The organism is Alistipes senegalensis JC50 (assembly GCF_025145645.1).
Classification (GTDB): Bacteria; Bacteroidota; Bacteroidia; order Bacteroidales; family Rikenellaceae; genus Alistipes; species Alistipes senegalensis.
This window is the reverse complement of the sequence record NZ_CP102252.1, coordinates 248,719-274,240: the sequence shown is the minus strand read 5'-3', so window position 1 is coordinate 274,240 and position 25,522 is coordinate 248,719. Positions and strand designations below refer to the sequence as shown.

The 25,522-nt window shown below is 60.6% G+C and carries 20 protein-coding genes; 9 read left to right on the top strand and 11 right to left on the bottom strand.

Annotation, left to right across the window (positions count from 1 at the left end; genetic code table 11):
- Window positions 1–92 precede the first annotated feature (92 nt).
- A complete protein-coding gene (locus NQ519_RS01045; protein ID WP_019149921.1) occupies window positions 93–1,391 on the bottom strand; it encodes a glycoside hydrolase family 2 TIM barrel-domain containing protein in 1,299 nt (432 codons plus the stop codon).
- Window positions 1,392–1,442: 51 nt separating this feature from the next.
- Between NQ519_RS01045 and NQ519_RS01040 the strand changes: the two genes are divergently transcribed.
- Window positions 1,443–1,907: a type I restriction enzyme HsdR N-terminal domain-containing protein gene (locus NQ519_RS01040; RefSeq protein ID WP_019149922.1), complete on the top strand. Its 465-nt coding sequence runs from the start codon at window positions 1,443–1,445 to the stop codon at window positions 1,905–1,907.
- A 13-nt stretch (window positions 1,908–1,920) separates the two neighbouring features.
- On the opposite strand, the gene NQ519_RS01035 is transcribed toward NQ519_RS01040, so the two are convergent.
- The 4 genes from NQ519_RS01035 to plsY all read right to left on the bottom strand — a co-directional run bounded on the left by NQ519_RS01035 (window position 1,921) and on the right by plsY (window position 6,426).
- Window positions 1,921–2,661, bottom strand: coding sequence for a LytR/AlgR family response regulator transcription factor (locus tag NQ519_RS01035; RefSeq protein WP_019149923.1), 741 nt, complete (start codon window positions 2,659–2,661; stop codon window positions 1,921–1,923).
- On the bottom strand, window positions 2,654–3,721 hold the full coding sequence (locus NQ519_RS01030; RefSeq protein WP_019149924.1) for a sensor histidine kinase: 1,068 nt from the start codon (window positions 3,719–3,721) through the stop codon (window positions 2,654–2,656). The genes NQ519_RS01035 and NQ519_RS01030 overlap by 8 nt, the downstream gene beginning before the upstream one ends.
- Window positions 3,722–3,903: 182 nt before the next feature.
- Window positions 3,904–5,604: an AMP-binding protein gene (locus NQ519_RS01025; RefSeq protein ID WP_019149925.1), complete on the bottom strand. Its 1,701-nt coding sequence runs from the start codon at window positions 5,602–5,604 to the stop codon at window positions 3,904–3,906.
- Window positions 5,605–5,727: 123 nt separating this feature from the next.
- Window positions 5,728–6,426: a glycerol-3-phosphate 1-O-acyltransferase PlsY gene (gene plsY, locus NQ519_RS01020; protein WP_019149926.1), complete on the bottom strand. Its 699-nt coding sequence runs from the start codon at window positions 6,424–6,426 to the stop codon at window positions 5,728–5,730.
- A 218-nt stretch (window positions 6,427–6,644) separates the two neighbouring features.
- Here plsY and NQ519_RS01015 point away from each other — a divergent pair, with 218 nt between their 5' ends.
- Genes NQ519_RS01015 through NQ519_RS01005 form a run of 3 tightly spaced genes read left to right on the top strand, consistent with a single transcriptional unit; the run spans window position 6,645 to window position 10,520 of the window.
- Window positions 6,645–7,634 carry a YitT family protein gene (locus NQ519_RS01015; protein ID WP_019149927.1) on the top strand — a complete coding sequence of 330 codons (990 nt, stop codon included), beginning with the start codon at window positions 6,645–6,647 and terminating at the stop codon, window positions 7,632–7,634.
- Window positions 7,635–7,674: 40 nt separating this feature from the next.
- Window positions 7,675–9,054: a tRNA (N6-isopentenyl adenosine(37)-C2)-methylthiotransferase MiaB gene (miaB, locus tag NQ519_RS01010; RefSeq protein WP_044118591.1), complete on the top strand. Its 1,380-nt coding sequence runs from the start codon at window positions 7,675–7,677 to the stop codon at window positions 9,052–9,054.
- A gap of 20 nt (window positions 9,055–9,074) precedes the next feature.
- Window positions 9,075–10,520: a DEAD/DEAH box helicase gene (locus NQ519_RS01005; RefSeq protein WP_019149929.1), complete on the top strand. Its 1,446-nt coding sequence runs from the start codon at window positions 9,075–9,077 to the stop codon at window positions 10,518–10,520.
- A gap of 175 nt (window positions 10,521–10,695) precedes the next feature.
- Here the strand turns inward: NQ519_RS01005 and NQ519_RS01000 are convergent, their stop codons facing one another.
- From NQ519_RS01000 to NQ519_RS00990, 3 genes are all read right to left on the bottom strand, one after another.
- On the bottom strand, window positions 10,696–12,228 hold the full coding sequence (locus NQ519_RS01000; RefSeq protein WP_044118687.1) for a catalase: 1,533 nt from the start codon (window positions 12,226–12,228) through the stop codon (window positions 10,696–10,698).
- A 195-nt stretch (window positions 12,229–12,423) separates the two neighbouring features.
- Window positions 12,424–13,728: a ribosome biogenesis GTPase Der gene (gene der, locus NQ519_RS00995; RefSeq protein WP_019149931.1), complete on the bottom strand. Its 1,305-nt coding sequence runs from the start codon at window positions 13,726–13,728 to the stop codon at window positions 12,424–12,426.
- 276 nt (window positions 13,729–14,004) lie between these two features.
- Window positions 14,005–16,107 carry a cation:proton antiporter gene (locus tag NQ519_RS00990; protein ID WP_019149933.1) on the bottom strand — a complete coding sequence of 701 codons (2,103 nt, stop codon included), beginning with the start codon at window positions 16,105–16,107 and terminating at the stop codon, window positions 14,005–14,007.
- A 313-nt stretch (window positions 16,108–16,420) separates the two neighbouring features.
- Here NQ519_RS00990 and NQ519_RS00985 point away from each other — a divergent pair, with 313 nt between their 5' ends.
- From NQ519_RS00985 to NQ519_RS00965, 5 genes are all read left to right on the top strand, one after another.
- On the top strand, window positions 16,421–17,572 hold the full coding sequence (locus NQ519_RS00985) for an MFS transporter (protein WP_019149934.1): 1,152 nt from the start codon (window positions 16,421–16,423) through the stop codon (window positions 17,570–17,572).
- Between the two features lie 16 nt (window positions 17,573–17,588).
- Window positions 17,589–18,188, top strand: coding sequence for a porin family protein (locus tag NQ519_RS00980; RefSeq protein WP_019149935.1), 600 nt, complete (start codon window positions 17,589–17,591; stop codon window positions 18,186–18,188).
- A gap of 3 nt (window positions 18,189–18,191) precedes the next feature.
- A complete protein-coding gene (locus NQ519_RS00975; RefSeq protein ID WP_019149936.1) occupies window positions 18,192–19,172 on the top strand; it encodes a PhoH family protein in 981 nt (326 codons plus the stop codon).
- A 167-nt stretch (window positions 19,173–19,339) separates the two neighbouring features.
- Window positions 19,340–20,797 (top strand): aminoacyl-histidine dipeptidase, encoded by a 1,458-nt coding sequence (locus NQ519_RS00970; RefSeq protein ID WP_019149937.1) that lies wholly within the window; start codon window positions 19,340–19,342, stop codon window positions 20,795–20,797.
- 7 nt (window positions 20,798–20,804) lie between these two features.
- A complete protein-coding gene (locus tag NQ519_RS00965; RefSeq protein WP_019149938.1) occupies window positions 20,805–21,782 on the top strand; it encodes a diacylglycerol/lipid kinase family protein in 978 nt (325 codons plus the stop codon).
- Window positions 21,783–21,932: 150 nt separating this feature from the next.
- Here NQ519_RS00965 and uxuA read toward each other — a convergent pair whose 3' ends face one another.
- From uxuA to NQ519_RS00950, 3 genes are all read right to left on the bottom strand, one after another.
- Entirely contained in the window at window positions 21,933–23,114 is a 1,182-nt protein-coding gene (uxuA, locus tag NQ519_RS00960; protein ID WP_019149939.1) for a mannonate dehydratase, read from the bottom strand.
- Between the two features lie 305 nt (window positions 23,115–23,419).
- On the bottom strand, window positions 23,420–24,232 hold the full coding sequence (locus NQ519_RS00955) for an SDR family oxidoreductase (RefSeq protein WP_019149940.1): 813 nt from the start codon (window positions 24,230–24,232) through the stop codon (window positions 23,420–23,422).
- A gap of 5 nt (window positions 24,233–24,237) precedes the next feature.
- Complete coding sequence (locus NQ519_RS00950; RefSeq protein WP_019149941.1) at window positions 24,238–25,314, bottom strand: LacI family DNA-binding transcriptional regulator; 1,077 nt, start codon at window positions 25,312–25,314, stop codon at window positions 24,238–24,240.
- Between the last annotated feature and the right edge of the window lie 208 nt (window positions 25,315–25,522).

The following is a 25,522-nucleotide window of genomic DNA, read 5'->3' as shown; positions in this document are numbered from 1 at the left end:
ATTGCGAGTGCAAAGGTAGCTATAATTTTTTTATCTCCAAAAATTTTGCCGGAAAAATTTCACTGCGATTCCGCTTTTTCCGTTTCAAAGGGTTATTCCAGCGTCAGCTTGTCGCTGTTCCATTCGCCGCCCGCATCGGGGTAGATGAACGGCCGCGTATCGTCGAAACGCTTCATATTCAGATAGCTTTCGTAGAGGTTGATGCCGTTGGACGACTTCACGGCCAGCGAGAACGCCACTACCGAAGGGTGGCGCTTGGTCGTATGGTAGCTGTTCTCCGTGCGTTCGAGGTAGGCTCCGAGCCATTCCGGAGCGTTGGACGGATTGCCGCCCCGGCGGCGCGAATCCCCGCTGCGGCGGGTGTCGATCGGGGCCTGCGCGATTACGTAGAGTCCCTGCATGTCGCAGAAATTCAGCAGTGATTCGGGTACGGGACCCGGAAGCAGTTTGAGCGTGTTGTATCCCTGTTCGCGGAGTGCGGCGATTTCGTTCTCGGTGATCGAGGCGGGCACTTCGCGCACGCGCAGCGTCACGGGCTGTCCGTTCACCGACATCCGGCCGTCGTGCATCTCCACCGCGCGGAATCCGGGTCGGAATTCGAGGAACTCGACATAGCGGCCTTCGTGCTGGGTTTTGAGCCGCAGCGTGTACTGCGTGGGCAGTTCGGCGCACCACAGCATGTTCAGGGGAATGCGGGTCAGGAAACGCAGCGTATCTTCGCGCCGCATGTCGAGGGTGAAATCCTTGTGGCCTGCGGCGGCGCGTTCGCCCGTCGGGTCGAGCAGTTCGTAGTGGATGCGCGACGTGCGCGGATTGAGGGCGTCGCTTTTCAGCACGACGGCCACTTCGGCCGTGGCGCTGCCGTCCTCGGCGAGCCGGGTCCGGGTAATGACATCGCGGATATGCAGCGTCGGCTGGCTCATCACCCAGGCCCCTCCGATGGCGGGCCGGGGCGCCTCTTTCCAGCTTTCGAGCGGCGCCGTGGGGGAGGGTTGCGCGACGACGATTTCGAGCGAGTTCCGTCCCTCCTTCGTCAGCTTGGTCAGGTTGAATTCCGCCGGGGTGTTGCCGTCGGCGTTGCAGGCTGCCGGACGGCCGTTCACGCGCAGTTCGTAGTCGCCCGAGGCCCATCCCAGATGGAAAAGAACCTGCCGGTTGGCCCATGCGAAAGGCACGGTGAAATCGGTCGAGAAGACGTTGCCGTCGAGACTCCACTCCGTCAGCCGCGTGAAATAGCGGTTGTCGCCGCCGTCGGACGCCGTGGCCGCTTCGGCCGAGGGGTATGCGAGCAGTTCGCCGCGGGGCAGTTCGCGTCCGTGCGTGGGCACATACTCCTGGGCGAAGAGTCCGCAGAGGGAAAAAAGCGCTATGGTCGAAAGGATAGTCCGCATAAGTTCGTATATTTGTCCTGCGTAAAGTTACGGAAATTTTTCGATACTGCGATGTCCGAGCTGCCTAAACTCAATTTTCCGGCCATCCGGCTGCGTGCCCGCCGCCGTGGCGACGCTGTGGAGGTGTGGGATGCCCTGCGGGGAATCTACCTCGTGCTGACGCCCGAAGAGTGGGTGCGGCAGCACCTGATCGCCTATCTCGTTTCGCACTGCGGGGTGCTGCCCAAGCGCGTCGTTCAGGAGTATGCCGTGGCGCTCAACGGACAGCCCCAGCGGGCCGACGTGGTGGTTGTGGGCGACCGGGCCGAGCCGCTGCTGCTGGCCGAGTGCAAGGCTCCGGGCATCCCCGTCGGGCGGCAGACGCTCGCGCAGGCCGTGCGTTACAATTCGGTGCTCGGCGCCCGTTATATCATCCTCACCAACGGCCTCCGGCACTATTGCTGCGAGTGCCGCGACGGCGGATACGTCCAGCTCGACGGATTCCCGGACCTCTCCGGAGAGCCCTCCCGCCCGTAGTCCGCGAACCCGCTCAGAGGTTCTTGAAATTCTTGTCGATATACCCCTGGAAAGCCTCTTTGTAATTCTCGCCGATCGGCACGTATTCCGTGTCGCTCAGGAAGATGCGCCCCTTGACGTAGGCTTTGATCATGCGCAGGTTGACGATATACGAGCGGTGTACGCGCATGAACAGTTCCGAGGGCAGCGCCGCTTCCATGTTTTTGAGCCGGAACAGCGTGGTGATGGTCGAGCCGTCGATGAGGTGCATGCGCACGTATTCGCCTTCGCTTTCGAGGTAGACGATGTCCGATATTTTCACCAGCGACACCTTGTAGTCGGCCTTGACGGAGATGTATTCCTTGTCCTTGGGCAGCGCTTCCGATTCGCCCTCCTGGGGCGTGCGCTGGTTGTGGCGCAGTTCGTAGAGCGAGTTGGCCTTGGCGGCCGAACGGTTGAAGTCGGCGAATCCGAAGGGTTTGAGCAGGTAGTCCACGGCGTCGAGCTTGAAGCCCTCGACGGCGTACTCCGAATAGGCCGTCGTGAAGATGATCATCGGGCGCTCGATCAGCCCGCGGACGAAGTCCACACCGTTCAGGTCGGGCATGTTGATGTCCACGAAGATCAGGTCCACGCTTTGCCCGGTCAGCATCTGCTGCGCTTCGAGGGCGTTGTTGAACGTTGCCGCGAGTTCCAGATAGGGAATCTTCGAGATATAGCTTGTCAGCTGACGCAGAGCCAGCGGCTCGTCGTCGATGGCGATACATTTAAGCATTGAGCGTCGGGATTACGAGTTTTACGGTATAGGTCTGCTCCTCCTCGCGGATGTCGAGCGTGTAGTTTTTTTCGCCGTAGATCAGGGCCAGGCGCTTGCGGACGTTTTCCAGCCCGATGCCGGCCTGTTTGGCCGCGGCAGCCGGGTGTCGGCTGTTCGAGAGCGTGCCGGTGACCGTCTTGTCGGCATATTCGATCCGCAGGTGGATGAACGACGGACGGTTGTAGCTGATGCCGTGCTTGAAGGCGTTCTCGACGAACACGATCAGCAGCAGCGGGGGGATCGACACCTGCTCGGGCAGGTCGCGGGGATACTCCACGCGGATGTCCACGTCGTCGGTGTAGCGGATGCGCATCAGTTCGATGTAATTTTTCAGGAACTGGATGTCGCGGTTCAGCGAGATGATCTCGCGCCCCGAGTCGTAGAGCACGTAGCGCATCATCTTCGAGAGCTCGATCACGGCGTTCTTGGCCGACTCGGTGTCGATGTCGATCAGCGCGTGGATGTTGTTGAGCGTGTTCATGAAGAAGTGCGGGTTGATCTGGTATTTCAGGTAGTCCATCTCGGCCTGGAGGTTCTGGCGTTTGAGCACCTCCATCTGCTGTTCGTCGCGCATCGACTGGTAGATGAGCTTGATGCCCGTGTTGGCGCCGGTCATGAAGAAGCCCAGCACCACGTTCCAATACATCTCCAGATTGGAGAACGACGCCTTGCGGTAGGCGTCGAGCGTTTCGGAATCGGCCTGTTGGGGGAGATGGTCCGAGAGATGGGCCTCGTAGATCTGCACCAGCCAGAAGACGCTGATGATCAGCGCAAGGTTGCTCAGCAGGTATTTTCCGTACTTGCGCCGGAGCACGTAGCGCGGAGCGATGATGGCGTTGTGGATGAGGAAGATGATCAGATAGGGGGCTATCTGCCGCCATGCGATCAGCACGTTTTCCAGATTGACGTGCATCTCCGACATCATCTGGGAGTTGAGCACGGGAACCAGGATGATGGCCGCCCAGACCATCACGTAGAGCAGGTTTTCGCCGATGGCTTGTTTTTTCTGGATCTTCATGGGGTAAAGATAGGAAAAAAGCCGGACGGGAGCAAAAAAATCCCCGGTTCCGCAGGAGCCGGGGAGTGAAAAAGCAGGTAACCGAACTAATCAGTGACGCCTCATTTGTTAGAAATTGGATTCAAGTGACTATGAAGAATTTGGGATAGAGAATCCAAGTGGTTACCTGCCTGCGGCGCGTGTTATTTGCTCAATAGCGAAGGTGCGTATAAGTAGCGTTTGATGCTTCGTTTGGGGGTCTTTTCGAATTCGGTGGGGTAGATCGCAATCTCCGCGACCCGTTCGTAGGCGGCCAGCTGCGCGTTGAGTTCCTGCAAGTTGTTCTGCATGATCTGCGGCAGTTCCGATTTGTCCACGCCTTCGCTCTCGGCCTGTTCGTAGTCGGGGACCACCAGCGCTTTGAGGCGGCCGTTGTCGCCTTCGAGGACCAGCGATTCGAGCACGAGGTACATGTTGTTGAGCTTGTCCTCGATCTCCTCGGGATAGATGTTCTGTCCGTTGCCCGACAGGATCATGGTTTTCGAGCGGCCGCGGATGTAGAGCGTGCCGTCGGGGTCCATCGTGGCCATGTCGCCCGTGTGGAGCCATCCCTCCTCGTCGAGAACTTTCCGGGTGTCCTTGTCGTTCTTGTAATACCCTTTCATCACGTGTTCGCCGCGGACGAGAATCTCTCCGGCTTCGTGCTCGGGGTCCCCCGAGTCGATCCTCACTTCGAGCAGCCCTTTCAGATAACGGCCGCACGAACCCGCCTTGAACTCGTTGTCGGGGGTGAAGCTGATGAGCGGGGCGCATTCGGTCATGCCGTAGCCGATGGTGATCGGGAATTTGATCTTCATCAGGAACGATTCGGTTTCCTGGTTCATGGGGGCGCCGCCGACGATGAAAATCCCGACGTTGCCGCCGAAAGCGTCCATCAGCTTCTTGCGGATCACCGAGTAGATGGCCGAGTTGAGCAGCGGAATCTTCATGGCTATCGACATCGGGCCCTTTTCCAGCATCGGGAGCACCTGCTTGCGGTAGACCTTTTCGAGGATCATCGGCACGCAGCAGATGACCGTGGGTTTCACGACGGCCATCGCTTCGAGCAGGATCTTCGCCGCCGGGATTTTGCCCAGCAGGGTGATGTGCCCGCCGACGGCCAGCGGCGCCAGGAAATCGAAGGCGCAGCCGTAGGCGTGGGCCAGCGGCAGGAACGACAGCGTGCGTCCGCCTTTCTGGAAATAGTGCTGTCCGGTCTGGGTGTTGATCATCGTCATGGCGAACACCACGTTGCCCGTGAGGTTGTTCACCGTGAGCATCACGCCCTTGGAATAGCCCGTCGTCCCCGAGGTGTAATTCAGCAGGACGACCTGGTCATTGGGTATTTCGGCGTATTTGATGTCGTTTATGCTGAATCCGCGCGGATATTTGGCGCGGTAGTTCTTCACGATGTCGCGCTGGAACTTGGTGAGCGATTTCCCGTCGCGCTCGTACACCACATGGAAGTCCGTGAGCGAGAAGACGGCTTCGATCTGTTTGATCTGGTCCTCTTCGATCACGTCCCAGAAGTTGTCGCCCAGAAACAGCAGGCGGCTTTCCGAGTGGTTGATGATGTGGATGACATCTGCGGGGGTGAAATCCTGGAGGATCGGCACGATCACGGCGCCGTAGGTGATGGTTCCTATGTAGGTGATGCACCAGCGGGGGTTGTTGCGGCCGATCAGCGCGATTTTGTCGCCCTGTTTGATCCCGGCTTTCTTGAAAAGCAGGTGCAGTTTGGCGATTTCCTTGGCCATTTCGTAATACGAAAAGGTTTCGTTCTTGAAATAGTCGGTGAGGGCCGACATTTCCCGGTTTTCCCGAAAACTCGTTTCGTATATTTTCAGCAGGTTTTCCTGTAACATATCTCTTGCATTGATGAATGCCGATCGCGGCGCAAATATAACGCAAAAAAACGTTCCTGACGCATGTCGTCGGTGAAAAAATATCCTGTTTTACCGAAGATTCCGTCCGAAACGGGCGCAGGGCTATTTCGGGCCGTGGTCCTTGTCTTTCCGTTCCGCTCCGTCGCCGGGATTCATGCGCCGGGGCTTCCAGATGTAGATTTTCGATTCGGTGCCGGCTTTCAGGCGTTCGATGTTCTTGCGGTGGGTGTAGATCAGCAGGACGGCGATCACGAACGAGAAGACCACGAAGGGGGTCGATCCGTTGACCTTGGGCGAGATGAGCGTGAAGACCGGGAAACAGCATCCGGCGACCATCGAGGAGAGCGACACGTAGTGCGACACCATCAGCATCACGAACCAGACGCCGAAGCAGAGCAGCGCCACCGGCGGATAGATGCCCGTCACGGCTCCGACGAGCGTGGCCACGCCCTTGCCGCCGCGGAATCCCGCGAAGATCGGGAAGATGTGGCCCAGCACGGCGGCGAAGACGGCTCCGATCTTGAGGTTGATGATGTCGTTCATGCCGATCAGGTCGTCGTACTGCATCAGTTCGATGAAGGTCACGGCCACGAATCCTTTCAGGAAGTCGAGCGCGAAGACCGGCAGGGCGGCCCGGCGGCCCAGCACGCGGAGCATGTTGGTCGTTCCGGCGTTTTTCGAGCCGTGTTCGCGGATGTCGATGCCGTAGTATTTCTTGCCGATCCACACGGCGCTCGGAATCGAGCCCAGCAGATAGGCGATGATAATCATGGTGGTAGCCGTATAAATAGTCAGAATCATCTTTTTCTTGGCTGTTGATTGTTCATGCAAATGTAATAAAAAATTTCAGATATGGACCGTGCGGCCGAAAATTCCTGCCCCGGCGCCTGCATTTCCGGAGAATTTAGTATCTTTGTGGGATAAATCTCCGCTTGGACAGGCGGCGCCTCGGCATAGCTCGGATAAATTCGCCTCTGCTCTCGGCTTGCGCTGTCTTTGCCGGATAAACGGACAACGATATGAACACAAAGGCTTTGCTCGAACCGATGGGCTCGTGGGCGTGGTGGCGCTCGTGGTTTCTGATTTTTCTCGGCTGCTCGATCATGGGCACGGGATTCGTGCTTTTCATCAATCCCTATAAACTGGTGCCGGGCGGGGTCTACGGCATGGGCATCGTGCTGCACAACATCTTCCCCTCGATCCAGGTCGGTACGTTCGGCTACATGTTCGACATTCCGCTGATGCTGATCTCCGCGCTCGTATTCGGCGGCGGGTTCGGCACGCGCACGGTGCTGGCGGCGCTCTACACGCCGGGCTTCATGAACATCCTCACGCGGCTGGTCTACCCGAGCCCCGAGGCGGTCGAGGCGCTGGACCCGTCGCAGCTGCTGGGCGGACGGCTGGACCTTTCGAACGACCTGCTGCTGGCGTGCGTCATCGGCGCCGTGGTGATCGGCGTTGGGCTGGGTATCGTCGTGCGCCAGCAGGCGACCACGGGCGGTACCGACATCGTGGGCATGCTGTTGCAGAAGTTCGCCGGGATCAAGTTCTCGACGGGCATCCTGCTGGCCGACGGCTTCGTCGTGCTGTCGGGACTGGCGGTGATCGGCTTCGGCATCGGCACGGACGAGGCGGCCGCGAACGGCTGGATGCTGACGCTCTATTCGCTCATCACGATCTATATCTCTTCGCGGGTGGTCGCCTACCTGCTCGACGGCGCGTCGTACGACAAGCTGCTGTTCATCATCAGCGACCACCACGAGGAGATGAAACGCTTCATCATCGACGACCTGGACCGCAGCGCCACCTATATCAAGTCGAAGGGCATGTACACCGATTCGCAACGCGACATGATCTTCCTGGTGGTGAGCCGCAAGGAGGTTCACTTGGTGCAGCACAAGATCCGGGAGATCGACCCCAAGGCTTTCGTCGTGGTGACGGACGCCTATGAAACCTTCGGGGAGGGCTTCAAGCAGTTCCCCGAGAAGAACGAGATACACGCGGAATAGCGGGCTTCGCAATTAAGAATGAAAAATTAAGAATTAAAAATTGGGGTTTAATATCAATACATTGAGGCCGCTCGAAGGAGCGGGACGCAGGTTGTTCATCGAGACCTACGGCTGTCAGATGAACGTCAGCGACACCGAGACGGTCGTCGCCATCATGCAGCGCGAGGGCTACGTCTATACGGACCGGATCGGCGAGGCCGATGTCATACTCATCAACACCTGTTCGATCCGCGACAACGCCGAGCAGCGCATTTGGGGCCGGCTGGCCGAGATGAAGCGCTACCGGCGCGAACGTCCGGGGCTGGTGGTGGGCATCATCGGCTGCATGGCCGAGCGTCTGCGCGAAAAGCTGGTCGAAGGGCCCCACGGCGTCGATGTCGTGGCCGGGCCCGACGCCTACCGCGATCTGCCGCGCCTGGTCCGCGAGGCCGAGGCCGGCGGCAAGGGCGTCAACGTGCTGCTCTCGACCGAGGAGACCTATGCCGAGATCGCTCCCGTGCGTCTCGACCGCAACGGCGTGAGCGCCTTCGTGGCGATCATGCGCGGATGCAACAACTTCTGTTCCTACTGCGTGGTGCCCTATACCCGGGGCCGCGAGCGGAGCCGCGATGCGGAGACCATCGTCGCCGAGGTGCGGAGCCTTTTCGAGAACGGCTACCGCGAGGTGACGCTGCTGGGGCAGAACGTCAATTCCTATCGCGCCGGGGAGACCGGCTTTCCCGAGCTGATCCGCCGTGTGGCGGAGGTTTCGCCGCTGCTGCGCGTGCGTTTCGCCACGTCGCATCCCAAGGACATGAGCGACCGACTGCTGGAAGTCATGGCCGAGATGCCCAACATCTGCCGTTCGATCCATCTTCCGGCCCAGTCGGGCGCCACGTCGATGCTCGAACGCATGAACCGCAAATACACGCGCGAGTGGTATCTCGACCGCATCGCCGCCATCCGCCGCCATCTGCCCGACTGTGCGATCACCACCGACCTGATCGCGGGATTCTCGGGCGAGACCGAGGAGGAGCACCGGCAGACCCTTTCGCTGATGCGCGAGGTGGGGTATGAATTCGCCTATATGTTCAAGTATTCGGAACGCCCCGGGACCTTCGCCGAAAAGCACCTGCCGGACGACGTGCCGGACGAGGTGAAGTCGCGCCGCTTGCAGGAGATCATCGCCCTGCAAAACGAACTGGGACATGCGAGCAACCTGCGCGACGTGGGCCGGGAGTTCGAGGTGCTGGTCGAGGGCGAGTCGAAGCGCGACCGGAACCAGCTTTCGGGCCGCACTTCGCAGAACAAGGTGGTGGTGTTCGACCGCGGGGACCACGGGGTCGGCGACTATGTTCACGTCCGCATCACGGGCTGCACGCCTGCGACGCTTTTCGGGGATGTCGTCACCGAAAAGCGCAGTGAAGAATTAAACGATTAAGAATTAAAAATTTCTGTTTTATGCGTTTCGATGAACTCGATCTGGAAGATGAAATTCTCGACGGTCTCGAAGATATGAACTTCCACGAGATGACTCCCGTGCAGGAGCATACGATTCCGGTGATTCTGGATGGCCGCGACATTATCGGCTGCGCCCAGACCGGAACGGGAAAGACCGCGGCCTATACGCTGCCGCTGCTGAACAAACTGCTGTTGGAAGGGAATCCCGACAATGTGGTGAAATCGCTGATCATCGTGCCCACGCGCGAGCTGGCGCAGCAGATCGACCAGCAGTTCCAGGGTTTTTCCTACTATGCCCCGATCTCGACGACGGTCGTCTACGGCGGCGGCGACGGCAAGGGCTGGGACATCCAGAAGAAAGGCATGCTGAGCGGTTCCGACGTGGTGATCGCCACTCCGGGCCGCATGATCGCCCATTTGCAGAACAGCGGCGTGGACCTTTCGCACGTCGAATACCTCATTCTCGACGAGGCCGACCGCATGCTGGACATGGGTTTCTCGGAGGACATCATGAAGATCGTTTCGTACATGCCCAGGGAGCGGCAGACGATCATGTTCTCGGCCACGCTGCCCCCGAAGATCCGCGAGCTGGCCAAGACCATCCTGCGCAATCCCGCGGAGGTCAACATCGCCATTTCGAAGCCCAACGAGGCCATCGACCAGTCGGCCTACATTTGCTACGAGAATCAGAAGCTGGGCATCATCCGCGAACTGTTCGCCGAGCCGACCGATTCGAAAACGATCATCTTCTCGTCGTCGAAGCTCAAGGTCAAGGAGCTGGCCCATACGCTCAAACGGATGAAACTCGACGTGGCGGCCATGCACTCCGACCTGGAGCAGGCCCAGCGTGAGGAGGTGATGCTCAATTTCAAGAACAACAAGGTCAAGATACTCGTCGCCACGGACATCGTCGCCCGGGGCATCGACATCGAGGACATCGGTCTGGTGCTCAACTACGACGTGCCGCACGATCCCGAGGATTACATCCACCGCATCGGCCGTACGGCCCGCGCGGCGGCCACGGGCAGCGCCGTGACGTTCGTCAGCGAGGAGGAGCAGGGCAAGTTCCATCAGATCGAGAAGTTCATCGAGCGCGACATCCGCAAGGCTGAGCTTCCTGAAAGCGTGGGTGAGGGACCGAAATACGCTCCCGACGAGAACCGCGGCCGTTTCGGACGCGGAGGACGTAGCGGGGGACGTTCCGGCGGGCGTGGGCGCGGCGGACGCGGTGACCGTTCGGGGCGCAATGACCGGAACCGCCGCAGCGAACGCCCGGCAGCCGGGGACGCGGCTTCTGCCGCCGCACAGCCTGCCTCCCCGGACAGCGATCACGCTTCGGGGCGCGGCGAGGGCAACCGCGGCACGCGCGACCGCCGTCGTCACCGCGGCGGACGCAACCGCCGGCGTAAGACGCCGGTTTCAGGGGGCGAGAGTTCGCAGCAGTAAAAATCGGGGCGGTCTGATATTTTCAGACCGCCCCGATTTCTTTTTGCGGGTGCGGGATTATTCTGAGACCGGCGTCTTACGCCGGTGGCGCAGAAAGGTGAACCCCGCGTTAATACCGTCCTTTGCCCTCTAATACCGGCGTCTTACGCCGGTGGCGCAGGAAGGTGGACCAGCGTTAATACTGTCCTTCGCCCTCTAATACCGGCGTCTTACGCCGGCGGGGGTCCCACGCGGGATGTGCGGGGTCTTCGGCTTTGAGCGCCTCTTCGAGCGAGATCCCGAGCGCTTCGGCCACGCCCTTGCCGTAGGCCGGGTCGGCGTAGTAGCAGTGACGCACATGGCGCTGTTTGATAAACAGTTCGGCATCGCTCATGGCGCGCGCCGTGTTCTCGCAGGTCGCCTGCTGGTCCTCGGGCGACATTATGCGCCACAGCAGTCCGGGCTGGGTGAAATAATCGTCGTCCAGCTCGCGTTCGTCGTAGTTGAATACGTCGCCGTTCACGGCCAGGGGCGGCTCTTTGAGGGCGGGATTGTCCTGCCATTCGCCGTAGCTGTTGGGTTCGTAGCTTTTGGCCGAACCGTAGTTGCCGTCGGTGCGCATCCGCCCGTCGCGGTGGAACGCGTGGTACGGACAGCGGGGCTTGTTCACGGGAATCTCCATGAGGTTCACGCCCAGTCGGTAACGCTGCGCGTCGCCGTAGGAGAACAGACGGCCCTGCAACATCTTGTCGGGCGAGAAACCGATGCCCTCGACGATGTTCATGGGGTTGAACGCCGACTGCTCGACATCCGCATAGTAGTTCTCCGGATTGCGGTTCAACTCCAGGACACCGACTTCGTGCAGCGGGAAATCCTTGTGATACCATACTTTTGTCAGGTCGAACGGATTGAGTTTGTAGTTGCGGGCCTCCTCTTCGGTCATCAGCTGCACGTACATCGTCCAGCGCGGGAAATCGCCGCGTTCGATGGCGTCGTACAAGTCGCGCTGGTGCGATTCGCGGTCTTTGCCTACGAGGGCTTCGGCCTCGGCGTCGGTCAGGTTTTTGATGCCCTGCTGGGTCCTGAGGTGGAACTTCACCCAAGTGCGCCGGTTGTCCTTGTCGTAGAAACTGTATGTGTGGCTTCCGAATCCGTGCATGTGGCGGTACGAGGCCGGAATGCCCCGCGGCGACATGGTGATCGTCACCTGATGCAGCGCTTCGGGCAGCAGGGTCCAGAAATCCCAGTTGTTGTTGGCCGAGCGCAGGTTGGTGCGCGGGTCGCGTTTCACGGCGTGGTTCAGGTCGGGGAATTTCAGCGGGTCGCGCAGGAAGAATACCGGGGTGTTGTTGCCCACGAGGTCCCAGTTGCCCGCATCGGTGTAGAATTTCATGGCGAAGCCTCGGATGTCGCGCTCCGCATCGGCTGCGCCGCGTTCGCCGGCCACGGTCGAGAAGCGCACGAAGCATTCGGTCTTTTTGCCGACCTGGGCGAAGACCGAGGCGCGCGTGTATCGGGTGATGTCCTGCGTGACCGTAAAGGTGCCGAATGCACCGGAACCCTTGGCGTGCATGCGCCGTTCGGGAATGACCTCGCGGTCGAAATGAGCGAGTTTTTCGAGGAACCACGGATCTTGCAGCGTCACGGGTCCCCGGACGCCTGCGGTCTGAATGTTCTGATTGTCGGCGATCGGCCGGCCGTTCTCGGCTGTCAGTTTCTTTTTGTCCATAATGCTTTTCATTTAACGGAGACAGGATGGTTTCGTGTAAATATACGGCATGATTCTGTGAATGGCAATCGAATGATCGATAGCACAATGATTTAAGCTGATAACAGCCAATATTGTGTCCGGACGGAACAGGCATGAAAAAACCTCTCCCGTGACAGGAGAGGTTTTTGACGGTTGCCCGTGCGCGGGGCCGCCTTATTTCTGTCGGAAGTAGATCTGCATCGGCACTCCCGAAAAATCCCATTTTTCCCGCATGTTGTTCTCGAGGAAGCGGCGGTAGGGCTCCTTGATGTACTGCGGCAGGTTGACGAAGAACGCGAACTGGGGCGTCGGCGTCGGCAGCTGGGTGACGTATTTGATCTTGATGTATTTGCCCTTGGTCGCGGGGGGCGGGTAGTTCTCGATCAGCGGCAGCAGGAAATCGTTGAGCTCCGAGGTCGGGATGCGCCGTTTGCGCGATTGGTGGACGCGGATCGCGGTTTGCAGCACATCGAAGATGCGCTGTTTGTTCAGCACCGAGGTGAAGATGATCGGAATGTCGTTGAACGGCGCGAACTTCTTTTTCAGAAACTCCGTCCACTCCTTCATCGTGTTGCTGTCCTTCTCAACCAGGTCCCATTTGTTGACCACGATGACGCATCCCTTGCGGTTGCGGACGATCAGGTTGTGGATGTTCAGGTCCTGCGATTCGAGCCCCTGTTGGGCGTCGATCATCAGGATGCAGACATCCGAATTCTCGATGGCCCGGATCGAGCGCATCACCGAGTAGAATTCGAGGTCCTCCATCGTCTTGCCCTTCTTGCGCATGCCGGCCGTATCGACGAGGTAGAAATCCATCCCGAATTTGTTGTAGCGCGTGTGGATCGAGTCGCGGGTGGTTCCGGCGATCGAGGTCACGATGTTGCGCTCCTCGCCCAGCAGGGCGTTGGTGAGCGACGATTTCCCGACGTTGGGACGCCCTACGATGGTGATGTGGGGCAGATCGTCGTCCTCCTCGGCGGCGGCTTCGGCGGGCAGGGCGGCCAGGATGGCGTCCATCAGGTCGCCCGTGCCGGTTCCCGACATCGACGAGATGCAGTAGGGATCGCCCAGCCCGAGTGCGTAAAACTCGTGCGACGAATAGATCTGGTCGTTGTTATCGACTTTGTTGCAGACGAGGATCACCTTTTTCGAGGTGCGGCGCAGGATGTCTGCCATCATCATGTCGAGGTCGGTGATGCCTGTCCGGACCTCCACGAGGAAGAGGATCACGTCGGCCTCGTCGATGGCCAGCAGCACCTGACGGCGGATTTCGTCTTCGAAGATGTCCTCCGAATTGACGGTGTACCCGCCGGTGTCGATCACGGAGAACTCTTTGCCGTTCCAGTCCGTTTTGCCGTAGTGGCGGTCGCGGGTGGTTCCGGCCGTCGCATCGACGATCGCCTTCCGCTCGCCCACGAGGCGGTTGAAGAGGGTGCTTTTGCCGACGTTCGGACGGCCAACGATTGCTACAAGGCTCATATTCCTTTTTTATTTTACGGCAAAGATACGAATAAGCGAGGGCAAAAGCAAGTTTACCTGCATTTTGCCGAGCGAAAGTATCTTCGGCGGCAGCCAAAATACGAATAAGCCGAGAGAAAAAAGCAAGCTCTCCTGCATTTTTTCCGAGGCGGAGTATCTAAGGCGAAGCCAAAGATACGAAAAACAGATAAGGCAAAACGCCCTTACTCTTTCTAAAAGTGCCGTTACGGCACCAAGAGATAGCGCAAACCGGGGGGAATGCCAAATTTATTTCCGTCAGATATACCGGCTTTCGGTGTCGCCCGCCTGCACGGGATAGAGCAGCACGGAGCTGTATGCGGCGAAAACGTGTTCGAGCATGGCCGGGATGCGGCTCATGGCGGGGTGGTAGGAGACCCTTTCGCGGCGGCTCATCACGAACCACAGACAGTCGTCGTCGCGCAGGTCGTGTTCGAGCGACGGCAGGTCGTCCCACAGTTCGAACGGCACGAAATCGAGGTTCGCCGTGCGTTTGCGGCCTTTCGGACGCAGGTACTCCATCGTCGTCGCCGGGGCGAAGACCACGATCTTGACGCCCGAATTCTCGGCCAGATAACGGATGCGGCGCAGCCACATCTGGAATCCCGCCTCCTGCTCGGCCTTCTCGGGCACCACGATCAGGTGGCGTTTGATGGTCGTCAGGGGTTGTGCGGGGTGGTAGATGAAGGTCGTGACGTTGCTCCGCGCCAGCACGTCGGCGGCCATCTTGCCGATGCCCGGGCCCGTGCCGCCGTGGATGCCCGGAATCGCGGGTATGCCCGGGACGGCGGGCGCTCCGTGGTGCATGCCCATCACGATGTCGGTGATGTTGCGTTCGCGGACCACGCTGACGATGGCGTTGGAGATGTTCACGTCGTAGCGCAGCAGCTCCTGCAAATAGATGTCACCCGACGCAGCCGCCGTGGCCGCCGCATCGAGGATCTTCTGGGCCCGTTTTTCGACGTTGGGGTCCTCGATCTGGTTGTCCACCGCGTGCAGGGCGTAGAGTCCGTTGGGCTCCTTGGCCCGTTTGAGCATGGCGCTCAGCCCGACCAGTTCGTTGGCCGTGCCTTCGTCGGCCACCGGGATCAGGATGTGGTCCTCCCGTTTGGGGCTCTTCTCCTCGGGATCGTGCGTGTTGCGGATGGCGATGTTGTGGGCGCCGCGCTGCGTGGCGAAAGTCGAGACGGTGCACGTGGCCAGAATCATCAGGATCGTGCCGTTGAGCACGCTCTCGCTGAGCAGACGGATCGGTTCGCCGTCGGGCGTGTGGCCCAGGATGACGTTGTAGCCCACCATCACGGCGGCCAGCGTCGCCGCCACGTGGGCCGAACTCAGGCCGAAAATCACCGTCCGCTGGTCGCGCGAGAGGCGGAAGGTCTTCTGGGTGAGCCACGCCGCGATGAATTTCGCCGTGGTGATGAGCACGATCATGACGGCCGCCACCTCGAGGCTCTCCCAGTCGCGGAAGAAGGCGCGGTAGTCGATGAGCATGCCCACTCCGATCAGGAAGAAGGGGATGAAGATGGCGTTGCCGACGAATTCGATGCGGTTCATCAGCGGCGAGGTGCGGGGGATCAGACGGTTGAGGGCCAGTCCCGAGAGGAATGCGCCGATGATCGGCTCCAATCCCGCCAGCTGGGCGAGGTAGGCGCCCAGAAAGACCATCACCAGCACGAAGATATACTGCGAAACGTTGTCGCTGCACTGTTTGAAGAACCAGTGGGCCAGCAGCGGGAAGAGAAAGACGATGATGGCGATGCAGAGGAGCACCGAGCCGCCGAGCCGCCACCAGAACATCTCGTCCACGTTGCCCGTGGCCATGCCGACGATCACGGTGAGCAGCAGCAGGGCCAGCGTGTCGGTGATGACCGTGCCGCCGACGGCTATGGTGACGGCCTTGTCGCGGGCGATGCCGAGTTTGCTGACGATGGGGTAGGCGATGAGCGTCTGCGAGGCGAAGAGCCCGGCGAGCAGGATCGAGGAGTAGATCGGGAATCCCAGGACGTAATGCCCGGCCAGGATGCCCAGGGCGAGCGGCACGCAGAAGGTGTAGAGGCCGAAGACGAGGCTTCGCCAGCTGTTTTTCTTGAAATCGGACATGTCCATGTCCAATCCCGAGAGGAACATGATGTAGAGCAGGCCGGCCGTTCCCGAGAGAATGATGCTGCTGTCGCGCAGCACGAGGTTCAGGCCGTGGGGGCCGATCACCGCGCCCGCGATGATGAGCCCCAGCAAATAGGGGATTTTGAGTTTGTTCAGCAGCAGCGGAGCCGTGAGGATGATGACCAGGATCAGCATGAATTTCAGGATCGGGTCTTCGAGCGGCAGCGTCAGGTTTATATGTGCGAGCAACAGCATAGGCATAAGTCAAAGTGTCGTTACGAATCAAATATAGCGAAAAGAACGGACAGCGCCAAACCCGGGGTGCGTGCGGTTCGGCGAAACGCTCCGATTGATATATAAAAGTGTCGTTACGACACCAAATATAATAAAATCCGCGGTTATTCCCAAACGGACGGGAGGCTTTGTGCGGACGGGGCGTATCTTGCACGTTTTTTGTTCATTGCCGGCTGCAAAGATACGCAATCGGGAAATAATCGGTGTCCCGAAAGCGTTTTTTAAGGAAAAAAACGTAACTTTGAAAAATTTGAAACCCGAAATTCCGTCTCGGATGAGCGTAGACAAAGTCGATAGAAAGTTGCTCGGTCCCGTGCTTGCGGGCTTTTTCATCATGGGGTTCTGCGACATGGTGGCGCCGATCACGGGCCGCATCGCCGCCGAGTTCCCGGCCGACCGGCAGGCTGCCGTGAGCTTCCTGCCGACGATGGTTTTCCTTTGGTTCCTGGTGCTCTCGACCCCGGTCGCCGCGCTGATGAACCGCTGGGGGCGCAAGGCCACGGCGCTCATCGGCTACGGCTTCACGATCGCGGGGCTGATGGTGCCCTTCGCCGCGGGCGCCGACTGCGCCCTGGGGTGGTATTTCGCGGGTTTCGGCCTGCTGGGCATCGGCAACACGGCGATTCAGGTGGCCGTCAACCCGTTGTTGGCGACCATCGTTCCCGGCGAGCGGATGACCAGTTACCTGACCGTCGGGCAGATATTCCGCAACACCTCGCTCCTGCTGCTGGCCCCGATCGTCACCGGGCTGGTCGCCCTGACGGGTTCGTGGCGGCTTCTGCTGCCGATCTACGCCGGACTGACTGTCGCGGGCGGCGTCTGGCTGCAACTGACCTCGGTGCCGGAACCCGTGCAGACGGGACGCTCGGCGTCGCTGGCCGACTGCTTCCGGCTGTTGAAAAACCGCGCCGTGCTGCTCTCGACGCTCGGCGTGGCCTGCTTCATCGCCGCCGACGTGGGCATCGGGTTCCTCTCGGTGCGGCTGATCGACAACCCCTCGTCGATCCTCACCACCACGGGATTCTACGCCTGCCGCATCGTCGGTACGATCGTCGGCGCCTGGGTGCTGGTGCGTGTCTCCGACGTGAAATACCTCTCCTGGAACATGGCCGGGGCGCTGGCGCTGTGCGCGGCGCTGCTGTTCGTGCGCAACGAGGCGGCAATCTATGCCGCCGTCGGTCTGCTGGGCTTCGGCATGGCGTGCGTCTTCGCCACGTTCTACGCCGTGGCCACCAAGGCCGTGCCCGGAAAGGCCAACGAGGTGGCCGGGCTGATGATTATGGCCATCGCTGCCGGAGCCGTCTCGGGACCCGTCTGCGGCGCGATCATCCGCCTCTCGGGCAATCCGCATGCGGGGATGCTGTTCGTCGCAGCCTGCATCGGCTACATGCTCTGGGCCTCCTTCAAATTGAGAATTAAAAATTGAGAATTAAAAATTACTTATGACCCGAAAAATTCTGCTGAGCGTTTTGTTTGCGGCCGCCGTGCTGAGCGCCGCCGCACAGCGGCCCCGCACCCGGGTGGAGTGGGGCGTCGTCGGGGGTATCAACATCCCCGATTACACGACCAATATGGACAAGACCGATGTCAAGAACAAACTGGGCTGGCAGGCCGGTATCGTCACGGCCGTCAATCTCGGGGCTTTCGCCGTCGAGCCGCAGATACTCTACGTCCGACAGGGGCTCCGCATCCGTCCCGAGGGCGGCAAGGAGATCAACCTCAAATCCAATTCGATCGACGTGCCGGTGCTGGCGTCGTTCCGCCTGCTGAATCCCGTGCGCATCTATGCCGGTCCGGTCTTCACGGTGATGAACGACTGCAAGCAGAAGTCGGGCGGCGATTTGCAGGACTTCTTCGGGCGCGTCCGTCCGACGCTCTCCTACACGGTCGGGGCCGGGGTGGTGCTGATGCGCCACCTGCTGATCGATTTGCGTTACAACGGCCAGTTCCGCTCGAAGCACGAGGTGGTGCTGCCCGACGGGAGCCAGCTCGATAAACTCCGTACCTATAATGTTGCGCTCAGCTTCGGCTATCTATTCTGATTTATGACGGAAACTGTCGGAAAGGAAATTCTCATCGAAGGCGTCGATCCCCGCGAGCTGTACGGGGCGCAGAACGCCTACCTCGAACAGATCAAATCGCTCTATCCCGCGTTGAAGATCGTGGCCCGCGGCTCGTCGCTCAAGGTCCTCGGCTCCGAGGCCGAGACGCAGCGTTTCGCCAAACGCATGGATTCGCTGGTGGCCTATTACCTCAAATACGGGCACATCTCGTCGCAGGTCATCGACCAGTGTTTCTCGGGCGGCATCGTGCCGGACGACGCTCCGGTCGATAAGGACGTGATCGTCTACGGCAACAACGGCAACATCGTCCGCGCCCGGACCGTCAATCAACAGCGGCTCGTCAAACTCTACGACAAGAACGACCTGCTGTTCGCCGTGGGGCCCGCCGGTTCGGGCAAGACCTACACGGCCATTGCGCTGGCCGTCCGCGCCCTGAAGGAGCGGCAGGTGCGGCGCATCATCCTCACGCGCCCGGCCGTCGAGGCGGGCGAGAAGCTGGGATTCCTGCCCGGCGACATGAAGGAGAAGCTCGATCCCTACCTGCAACCTTTGTACGACGCGCTGAACGACATGATCCCGCCCGCGAAGCTCCAGAAATTCCTGGAGGACAGCACCGTGCAGATCGCGCCGCTGGCCTACATGCGCGGCCGTACGCTGGACAATGCCTTCGTCATCCTCGACGAGGCGCAGAACACCACGCTGTCGCAGATCAAGATGTTTCTCACGCGCATGGGCCGCAATGCGCGGTTCATCGTCACGGGCGACGTGACGCAGATCGACCTGCCCCGCCGGAGCGACAGCGGACTGGTGCGCACGATGGAGATCCTGCGCAGCGTTCCGGGCATCGGCATCGTGGAGTTCGACAAACGCGACATCGTGCGGCACCCGCTGGTGAAATACATCGTCGATGCGTTCGACAAGGTGACGGGTGAGGGGCATGTCATTCCGAGCGAACGTGAGTGAGCGTGGGAATCCGATGGAAGCGTTGTGAGGTCACGACTTTCGCTCAGATTGCCACGGCGGCTGCGATGCCTCGCAATGACGGGGAAGGCGCAGAACCGGATGGAGACGTGATAAGGATTTAAGGCAAATTTGTGAAAAATTGAACGATAAAAATTAAAAATTACGTTATGGACAAGAATTTGGCTGCGCTGAAACCGGCGCTCGTCTGGAAACATTTCGCGGAGATCGTCCGCATTCCGCGTCCCTCGCACCACGAGGAGAAGATCCGCAAATACATCCTCGATTTCGCCCGCGCGCAGGGCCTCGAATGCAAGGAGGATTCGGCGCACAACGTCTATGTCTCGAAACCCGCCTCGAAAGGCATGGAGAACCGCAAGGGCGTGATCTTACAGGCGCACCTCGACATGGTGCCGCAGAAGAACAACGACAAGCAGTTCGACTTCACGAAGGACCCCATCGACGCCTATGTCGATGGCGAGTGGGTGACGGCCGACGGCACGACGTTGGGCGCCGACAACGGCATCGGCGCGGCGGCGATCCTCGCGGTGCTGGAGGACAAGACGTTGAAGCACGGCCCGCTGGAGGCGCTCTTCACGGCCACCGAGGAGACCGGCATGGACGGCGCTTTCGGACTGAAAAAAGGGCTTCTCAAAGGCGACATCCTGCTGAACCTCGATTCCGAGGAGGAAGGCGAGCTCTACGTGGGCTGCGCCGGAGGTCTCGACTCCAACATTGCCTTTAAGTATAAGGCCGAGCCGACGCCCGCCCGCAATTACACGGCGGCGAAAATCTCCGTCAAGGGGCTCAAGGGCGGCCACTCGGGCATCCAGATCATCTGCCAGCGCGCCAACGCCAACAAGGTGTTGTTCCGCTTCCTGAACGCTGCGCCGTGCGACGTGCTGCTGGCGTCGGTGGACGGCGGCGGCCTCCGGAACGCCATTCCGCGCGAGGCCGAGGCCGTGGTGCTGGTCCGTACCAAGGAGTACGACGGGCTCGTCAAGGCGCTGAAAGCCTATGAAAAGGTCGTCAAGGCGGAGTATGCCGGCATCGAGGATGCCGTGTCGGTCAAGGTCAAAGAGGTCGAGAAACCCGCCGAGATGCTTCCGAAGGAGGTTTCCGCGAATCTGATCAAGGCCGTGGTCGCCTGCCCCGACGGGGTGCAGAGGATGTCGATGGCGATGCCCGGACTGGTGCAGACCTCGACGAACCTCGCGCGCGTGGTCTCGGACGGCAAGACCGTGAAGCTCCAGTGCCTGCTGCGCAGTTCGGTGGGCACGGAGAAAGAGGCGCTGGGCGAGGCCATCGCCGCCGTCTTCGCGCTGGCCGGGGCCAAGACCGAGCTCACGGGCTCCTACGACGGCTGGAACCCCGATATGGAGTCGCCGATCCTGAAGGCCATGACGGCCTCCTACGAGGCGCTTTACGGCAAGAAACCCGCCGTGACGGCCATCCACGCCGGACTGGAGTGCGGCATCATCGGCAGCAAATACCCCAAGATGGACATGATCTCGTTCGGTCCGACGATCTGTTACCCCCACTCGCCCGACGAGAAGGTGGAGATCGCTTCGGTCGGCAAGTTCTACGACTTCCTGGTGGACACGCTGCGCAACATTCCCGAAAAATAAGCGCAGCGTGGCAGCCAATCCCGAAACCTGGTTCGTCATCGTCAACCCCGTGGCCGGAGGCGGCCGCGGGCTCGACCACTTTCCGCAGATCTCGAAGCATCTGCGCGACGCGCACATCCTCTGCGAACCGGTCTTCACGGAGCACAAGTTCCACGCTACGGAACTCACCGTGTGGGCCGTGCGCGAGGGCTACCGCCGCATCATCGTCGTGGGCGGCGACGGCACGCTGCACGAGGTGGTGAACGGGCTGTTCATCCAGCAGGAGGTGTGTCCCAGCGACGTGCTGCTGGCCGTGGTGGCCGTGGGCACGGGCAACGACTGGGTCCGCACGTTCGGCATCTCGAACCGCTATCAGGATGCCGCGAAGGCCATCAGCGAGGGGTATTCGTTCCTGCAGGATGTCGGGGTGGTCTCCTACGAGGAGGCGCACTACCGCCAGAGCCGCTACATGGCCAATGTCGCCGGGGCCGGATTCGACGCCCACGTCGTGCGCAAGCTCTCGCACCTGAAAAAGAAGGGGCACAAGAGCCGCTGGCGTTATACGTGGTGTCTGGTGAGGAGTTTCTTCCGCTACAAATCCACGGGCGTCAAGGTCTGGGTCGATGACCGGCTGGTCTACAACAATCTGCTGTTGTCGGCGGCCGTCGGCATCTGCAAGTTCAACGGCGGCGGCATCCAGCAGCTGCCCGAGGCGGTCGCCGACGACGGCATGCTGGACCTTTCGCTGATCCGCCCGGTGCATTTCTGGCACCTGCTGTTCCGCTTCCACTACCTCTTCAACGGGGGCATCTACCGCATCCGCCACATCTTGCAGGAGCGCGGCAGCCGCATCCGCATCGAGTCTTCGCCCGAGGTGTCGGTGGAGATCGACGGCGAGCCGCTGGGACATACGCCCCTGGAATTTTCGGTGCTCCATCAGGCCGTCCGGATCGTCGTGGGGCGCGAGTTTTATGAGAGGGCTACCCTCGGGGAAACTTGCGGATAGGGCCCATTCCCGGAAATATAGCATAGCAACGCCGAGAACAGAGATTGTTCCTGTTCCCGGCGTTGCTATAATTACTTCGATCGAGGGGGGGGGCCGGAGCGGATAGGTAATCATCCGAAACTTCGTCGCCCCCCCCCTGAATCCTGCCTCTTAGGCGGGGTCGGGGTAGAGTGATTTGGCGATGCCCAGCTCCAGTCCGCGCAGTTCGGCCAGTCCGCGCAGGCGGCCCAGACACGAATAACCCGGATTGGTCCTCTTTTTCAGGTCGTCGATCATCTGGTGCCCGTGGTCGGGACGCATCGGGATCGAAATGCGGCGGCGCTGCTGAATCTCCAGCAGGGCTTTCATCACGTCGTACATCGGCACGTCGCCTTCGAGGTGGTTGGCTTCGTAGAAGTTGCCTTCGGCGTCGCGCTGCGTCGAGCGCAGGTGCACGAAATTCACCCGGTCGCCCTGACGGAGCATCATTCCCGGCAGGTCGTTCTTCGCCGACACGCCGAACGATCCCGTGCAGAGGCACAAACCGTTCGATGCGTTGGGAACCGCTGCGACCAGTTTCTCGAAATCGGATTCCGTGGAGAGGATGCGCGGCAGGCCGAGGATCGGGTAGGGGGGATCGTCGGGGTGGATGGCCAGCACGGCGCCCGCCTCGTCGGCGACGGGGGCCACCTCCTTGAGGAATGCGATCAGGTTGCCGCGCAGGGTCTCCGCATCGACACCCTTGTAGCGGTCCAGCTCCTGCTGGAACTGCTCCAGCGTGAAGCTCTCCTCCGAGCCGGGCAGACCGGCGATCATGTTGCGGGTGATGAGCTCGATCTCCGCGGCGTCCATCTTTTCGAAACGGGCCTTGGCGATGGCGCGCTCAGCCTCGGTGTACTCCTTCTCGGCGCCGGGGCGTTTGAGGATGTGGAGGTCGAAGGCCAGGAACGCCGCACGCTCGAACCGCAGGGCGCGCGACCCGTCGGGCAGTTCGTAGGCGAGGTTCGTGCGCGTCCAGTCCAGCACGGGCATGAAGTTGTAGGTGATGACCTTGATGCCGCAGGCCGCGAGGTTGCGGATCGACTGCTTGTAGTTCTCGATGTAGCGTTGGAAATCGCCCGTGCGGGTCTTGATGTGCTCGTGGACGGGGACGCTCTCGACGACCGACCATGTGAGGCCCGCGTCGGCGACCGTCTGCTGGCGTTTTTGGATCTCCTCGACGGTCCATACTTCGCCGTTGGGGATATGGTGCAGGGCGGTCACGATGTCGGTGGCCCCTGCCTGACGAATATCTGCCAGCGATACGGGGTCGTTGGGACCGTACCACCGCCAGGATTGCTTACATAGATACATGACAGAATGTGTTTTTTAATTTTCAAATTCAATTTCACCAGTACTTTTTTCCGCAAAAAGTACCAAAAACTCTCTATCCTCGTTCGCGCTTTTCCCGTCATTGCGAGGCCCGGCTAAGAGCCGGGTTTTAGGGCGCGACGGGATGTCGGGACGCTCTCCATCCTCATCTGCGCCTTTTCCGTCATTGCGAGGCATCGCAGATGCCGTGGCAATCTGATCGGAAATCGTAACCTCACAACGTCTCCATCGGATTCCCACGCTCACTGCCGTTCGCTCGGAATGACGTCGCCCAATATACTGGCGGGTTATATCGAGAAAGCGTCGAAACCGCCGTCAACGACTGCCAGGGCGCCCGTCACGAACGACGAAGCGTCGCTGATCAGGTAGTGGATCGTGCCCAGCAGTTCTTCGGGTTCGGCGAAACGGCCTGCGGGGGTGTGGGCGATGATCGTCCGCGCACGGTCGGTGTACGAACCGTCGGGGTTGGTGAGCAGCGTGCGGTTCTGGTTCGTCAGCAGGAAGCCCGGGACGATGGCGTTGACGCGCATTTCGGGGCTGAACTTCATGGCCAGTTCGGCTGCCATGTATTTCGTGTAGTTGCCGATGGCGGCCTTCGCGGCGCCGTAGCCCACCACGCGCGTCAGCGGACGCAGGGCCGATTCGGAGCAGAAGTTGACGATCACGCCCTTCTTGCGGGCCGTCATGGCCTCGCCGAATACCGTCGTCGGGAGCACCGTGCCGAAAAGGTTGAGGTCCACGACTTTCTTGAAGGCGTCGATCTCCAGATCGAGGAACGACTTGTCGGGAGCGATCGTCGCACCGCCCATGTTGCCGCCGGCGGCGTTCAGGAGGATGTCGATCTGGCCGTATTTCGCAAGAATCGCCTCGCGGTTCGTTACGAGCACTTCGCGGTTCAGTACGTCGGTCACGAGGAACAGCGCCTCGCCGCCTTTTTCGCGGATCGAAGCCGCCAATGCTTCGCCCGACTGCTCGTCGCGGTCGAGAACGACGACTTTCGCCCCTTGTTCGGCGAGGTATTCGCAGATCGAGCGGCCCAGGATGCCGGCCCCGCCCGTCACGACGACGACGCGGCCACGGATGTCAAACAGATTTTTCATGGTTTTCAGATAAGGTTGTTTTTATAGTATTGAATGTTCTCTTTCAGCAGGATGTCGATCGGCATGTGGTTGACCGTCGTTTCGGGGCGGCGTCTTTCGACCAGCCATTCGCACAGGGCCATCACTCCGCGGTAGCCCTGCGCCTCGGGGCGCTGGGCGATGAGCGCCGTCACCACACCCGCGCCGAGCATCTGCCCGTTGCGGCGGATTACGTCGTAGGCCACCAGCCGAACGTCCGTGCGGCGGCGTGCCGCGAGATAGCCCGCCAGGATGTAGCACGTCGAGTTGAAGGTTACGGCGCCGGCAATGGCGGGATGTCTGAGGAACAGCTCGTCGAGCACTTCGCGGTTGTAGCCCTCGTCGTCGAGCCTCAGCGCGGCGTAGTGGAGCTGTCCCCGGAACCCTTTCTCCCGGAGGTAGCTGCGGAAACCCTCCTCGCGGCTGCGGCATTGGTTCGAACCTCCGTCGCCTCGGTGGATGATGTTGCCCACGACGATGTCGGAGCCCGGGTCGAGGCGGTCGGACAGCAGCCTTGCGGCGACGACCCCGGCGTCGAACGACGACGTGCCGAAGTAGGCCAGCTGGTTGCACTCCGGGATGTTCGAATCGACGAAGACGTAGGGAATGCCGCGTTTGTCGAGCTCCCGTGCGAAGGGAGTGACCATCTCGGCGAAGAGCGTGGCGATCACCGCGCCGTTGAACGCTTCGTCGCGGAGTTCTGCAAGCAGTTTTTCGAACGATGCGCGGTCGTACTGGTCGAAGAAGAATTTGCGGACCAAAATGTTGTAACGCCGGGCCTCGGCCTCGGCGCGGACGATCCCGGCGTCGAAGTCGGCCCAGTATTCGCCCTGCGCGAAGCGGGGCATGACCACGGCCAGCGTGTACTGGCGGCCGGAGGCCAGCGAACGGGCGATCAGGTTGGGGCGGTAGTTCACCTCGCGCAGCACTTCGTTGATGCGTGCGAGGTTCTCCTCCGAGACCTTGCCCCGGTTGTGGATCACGCGGTCAACGGTGGCTACCGACACCCCCGCCATGCGGGCGATATCGACGATGCGGACCGTCGTATTTTCGTTGTCAGCCATGATTCGGCAGCGGGTTTGGAATTTCTACCGCAAATCTACGCATAATTTTCTGAAATCGCAAGTGTGCGCGCACACACCCGACTAAAAGTCGGGATTTAGCTGCGACGGTCTGCCATTTGGTTTCCGGCCCAGGTTTGCGCTTCCGCTATCTGTCATTGCGAGGAGCGCAGCGACGCGGCAATCTGAATAGAAGTCGAACCCTTACGGC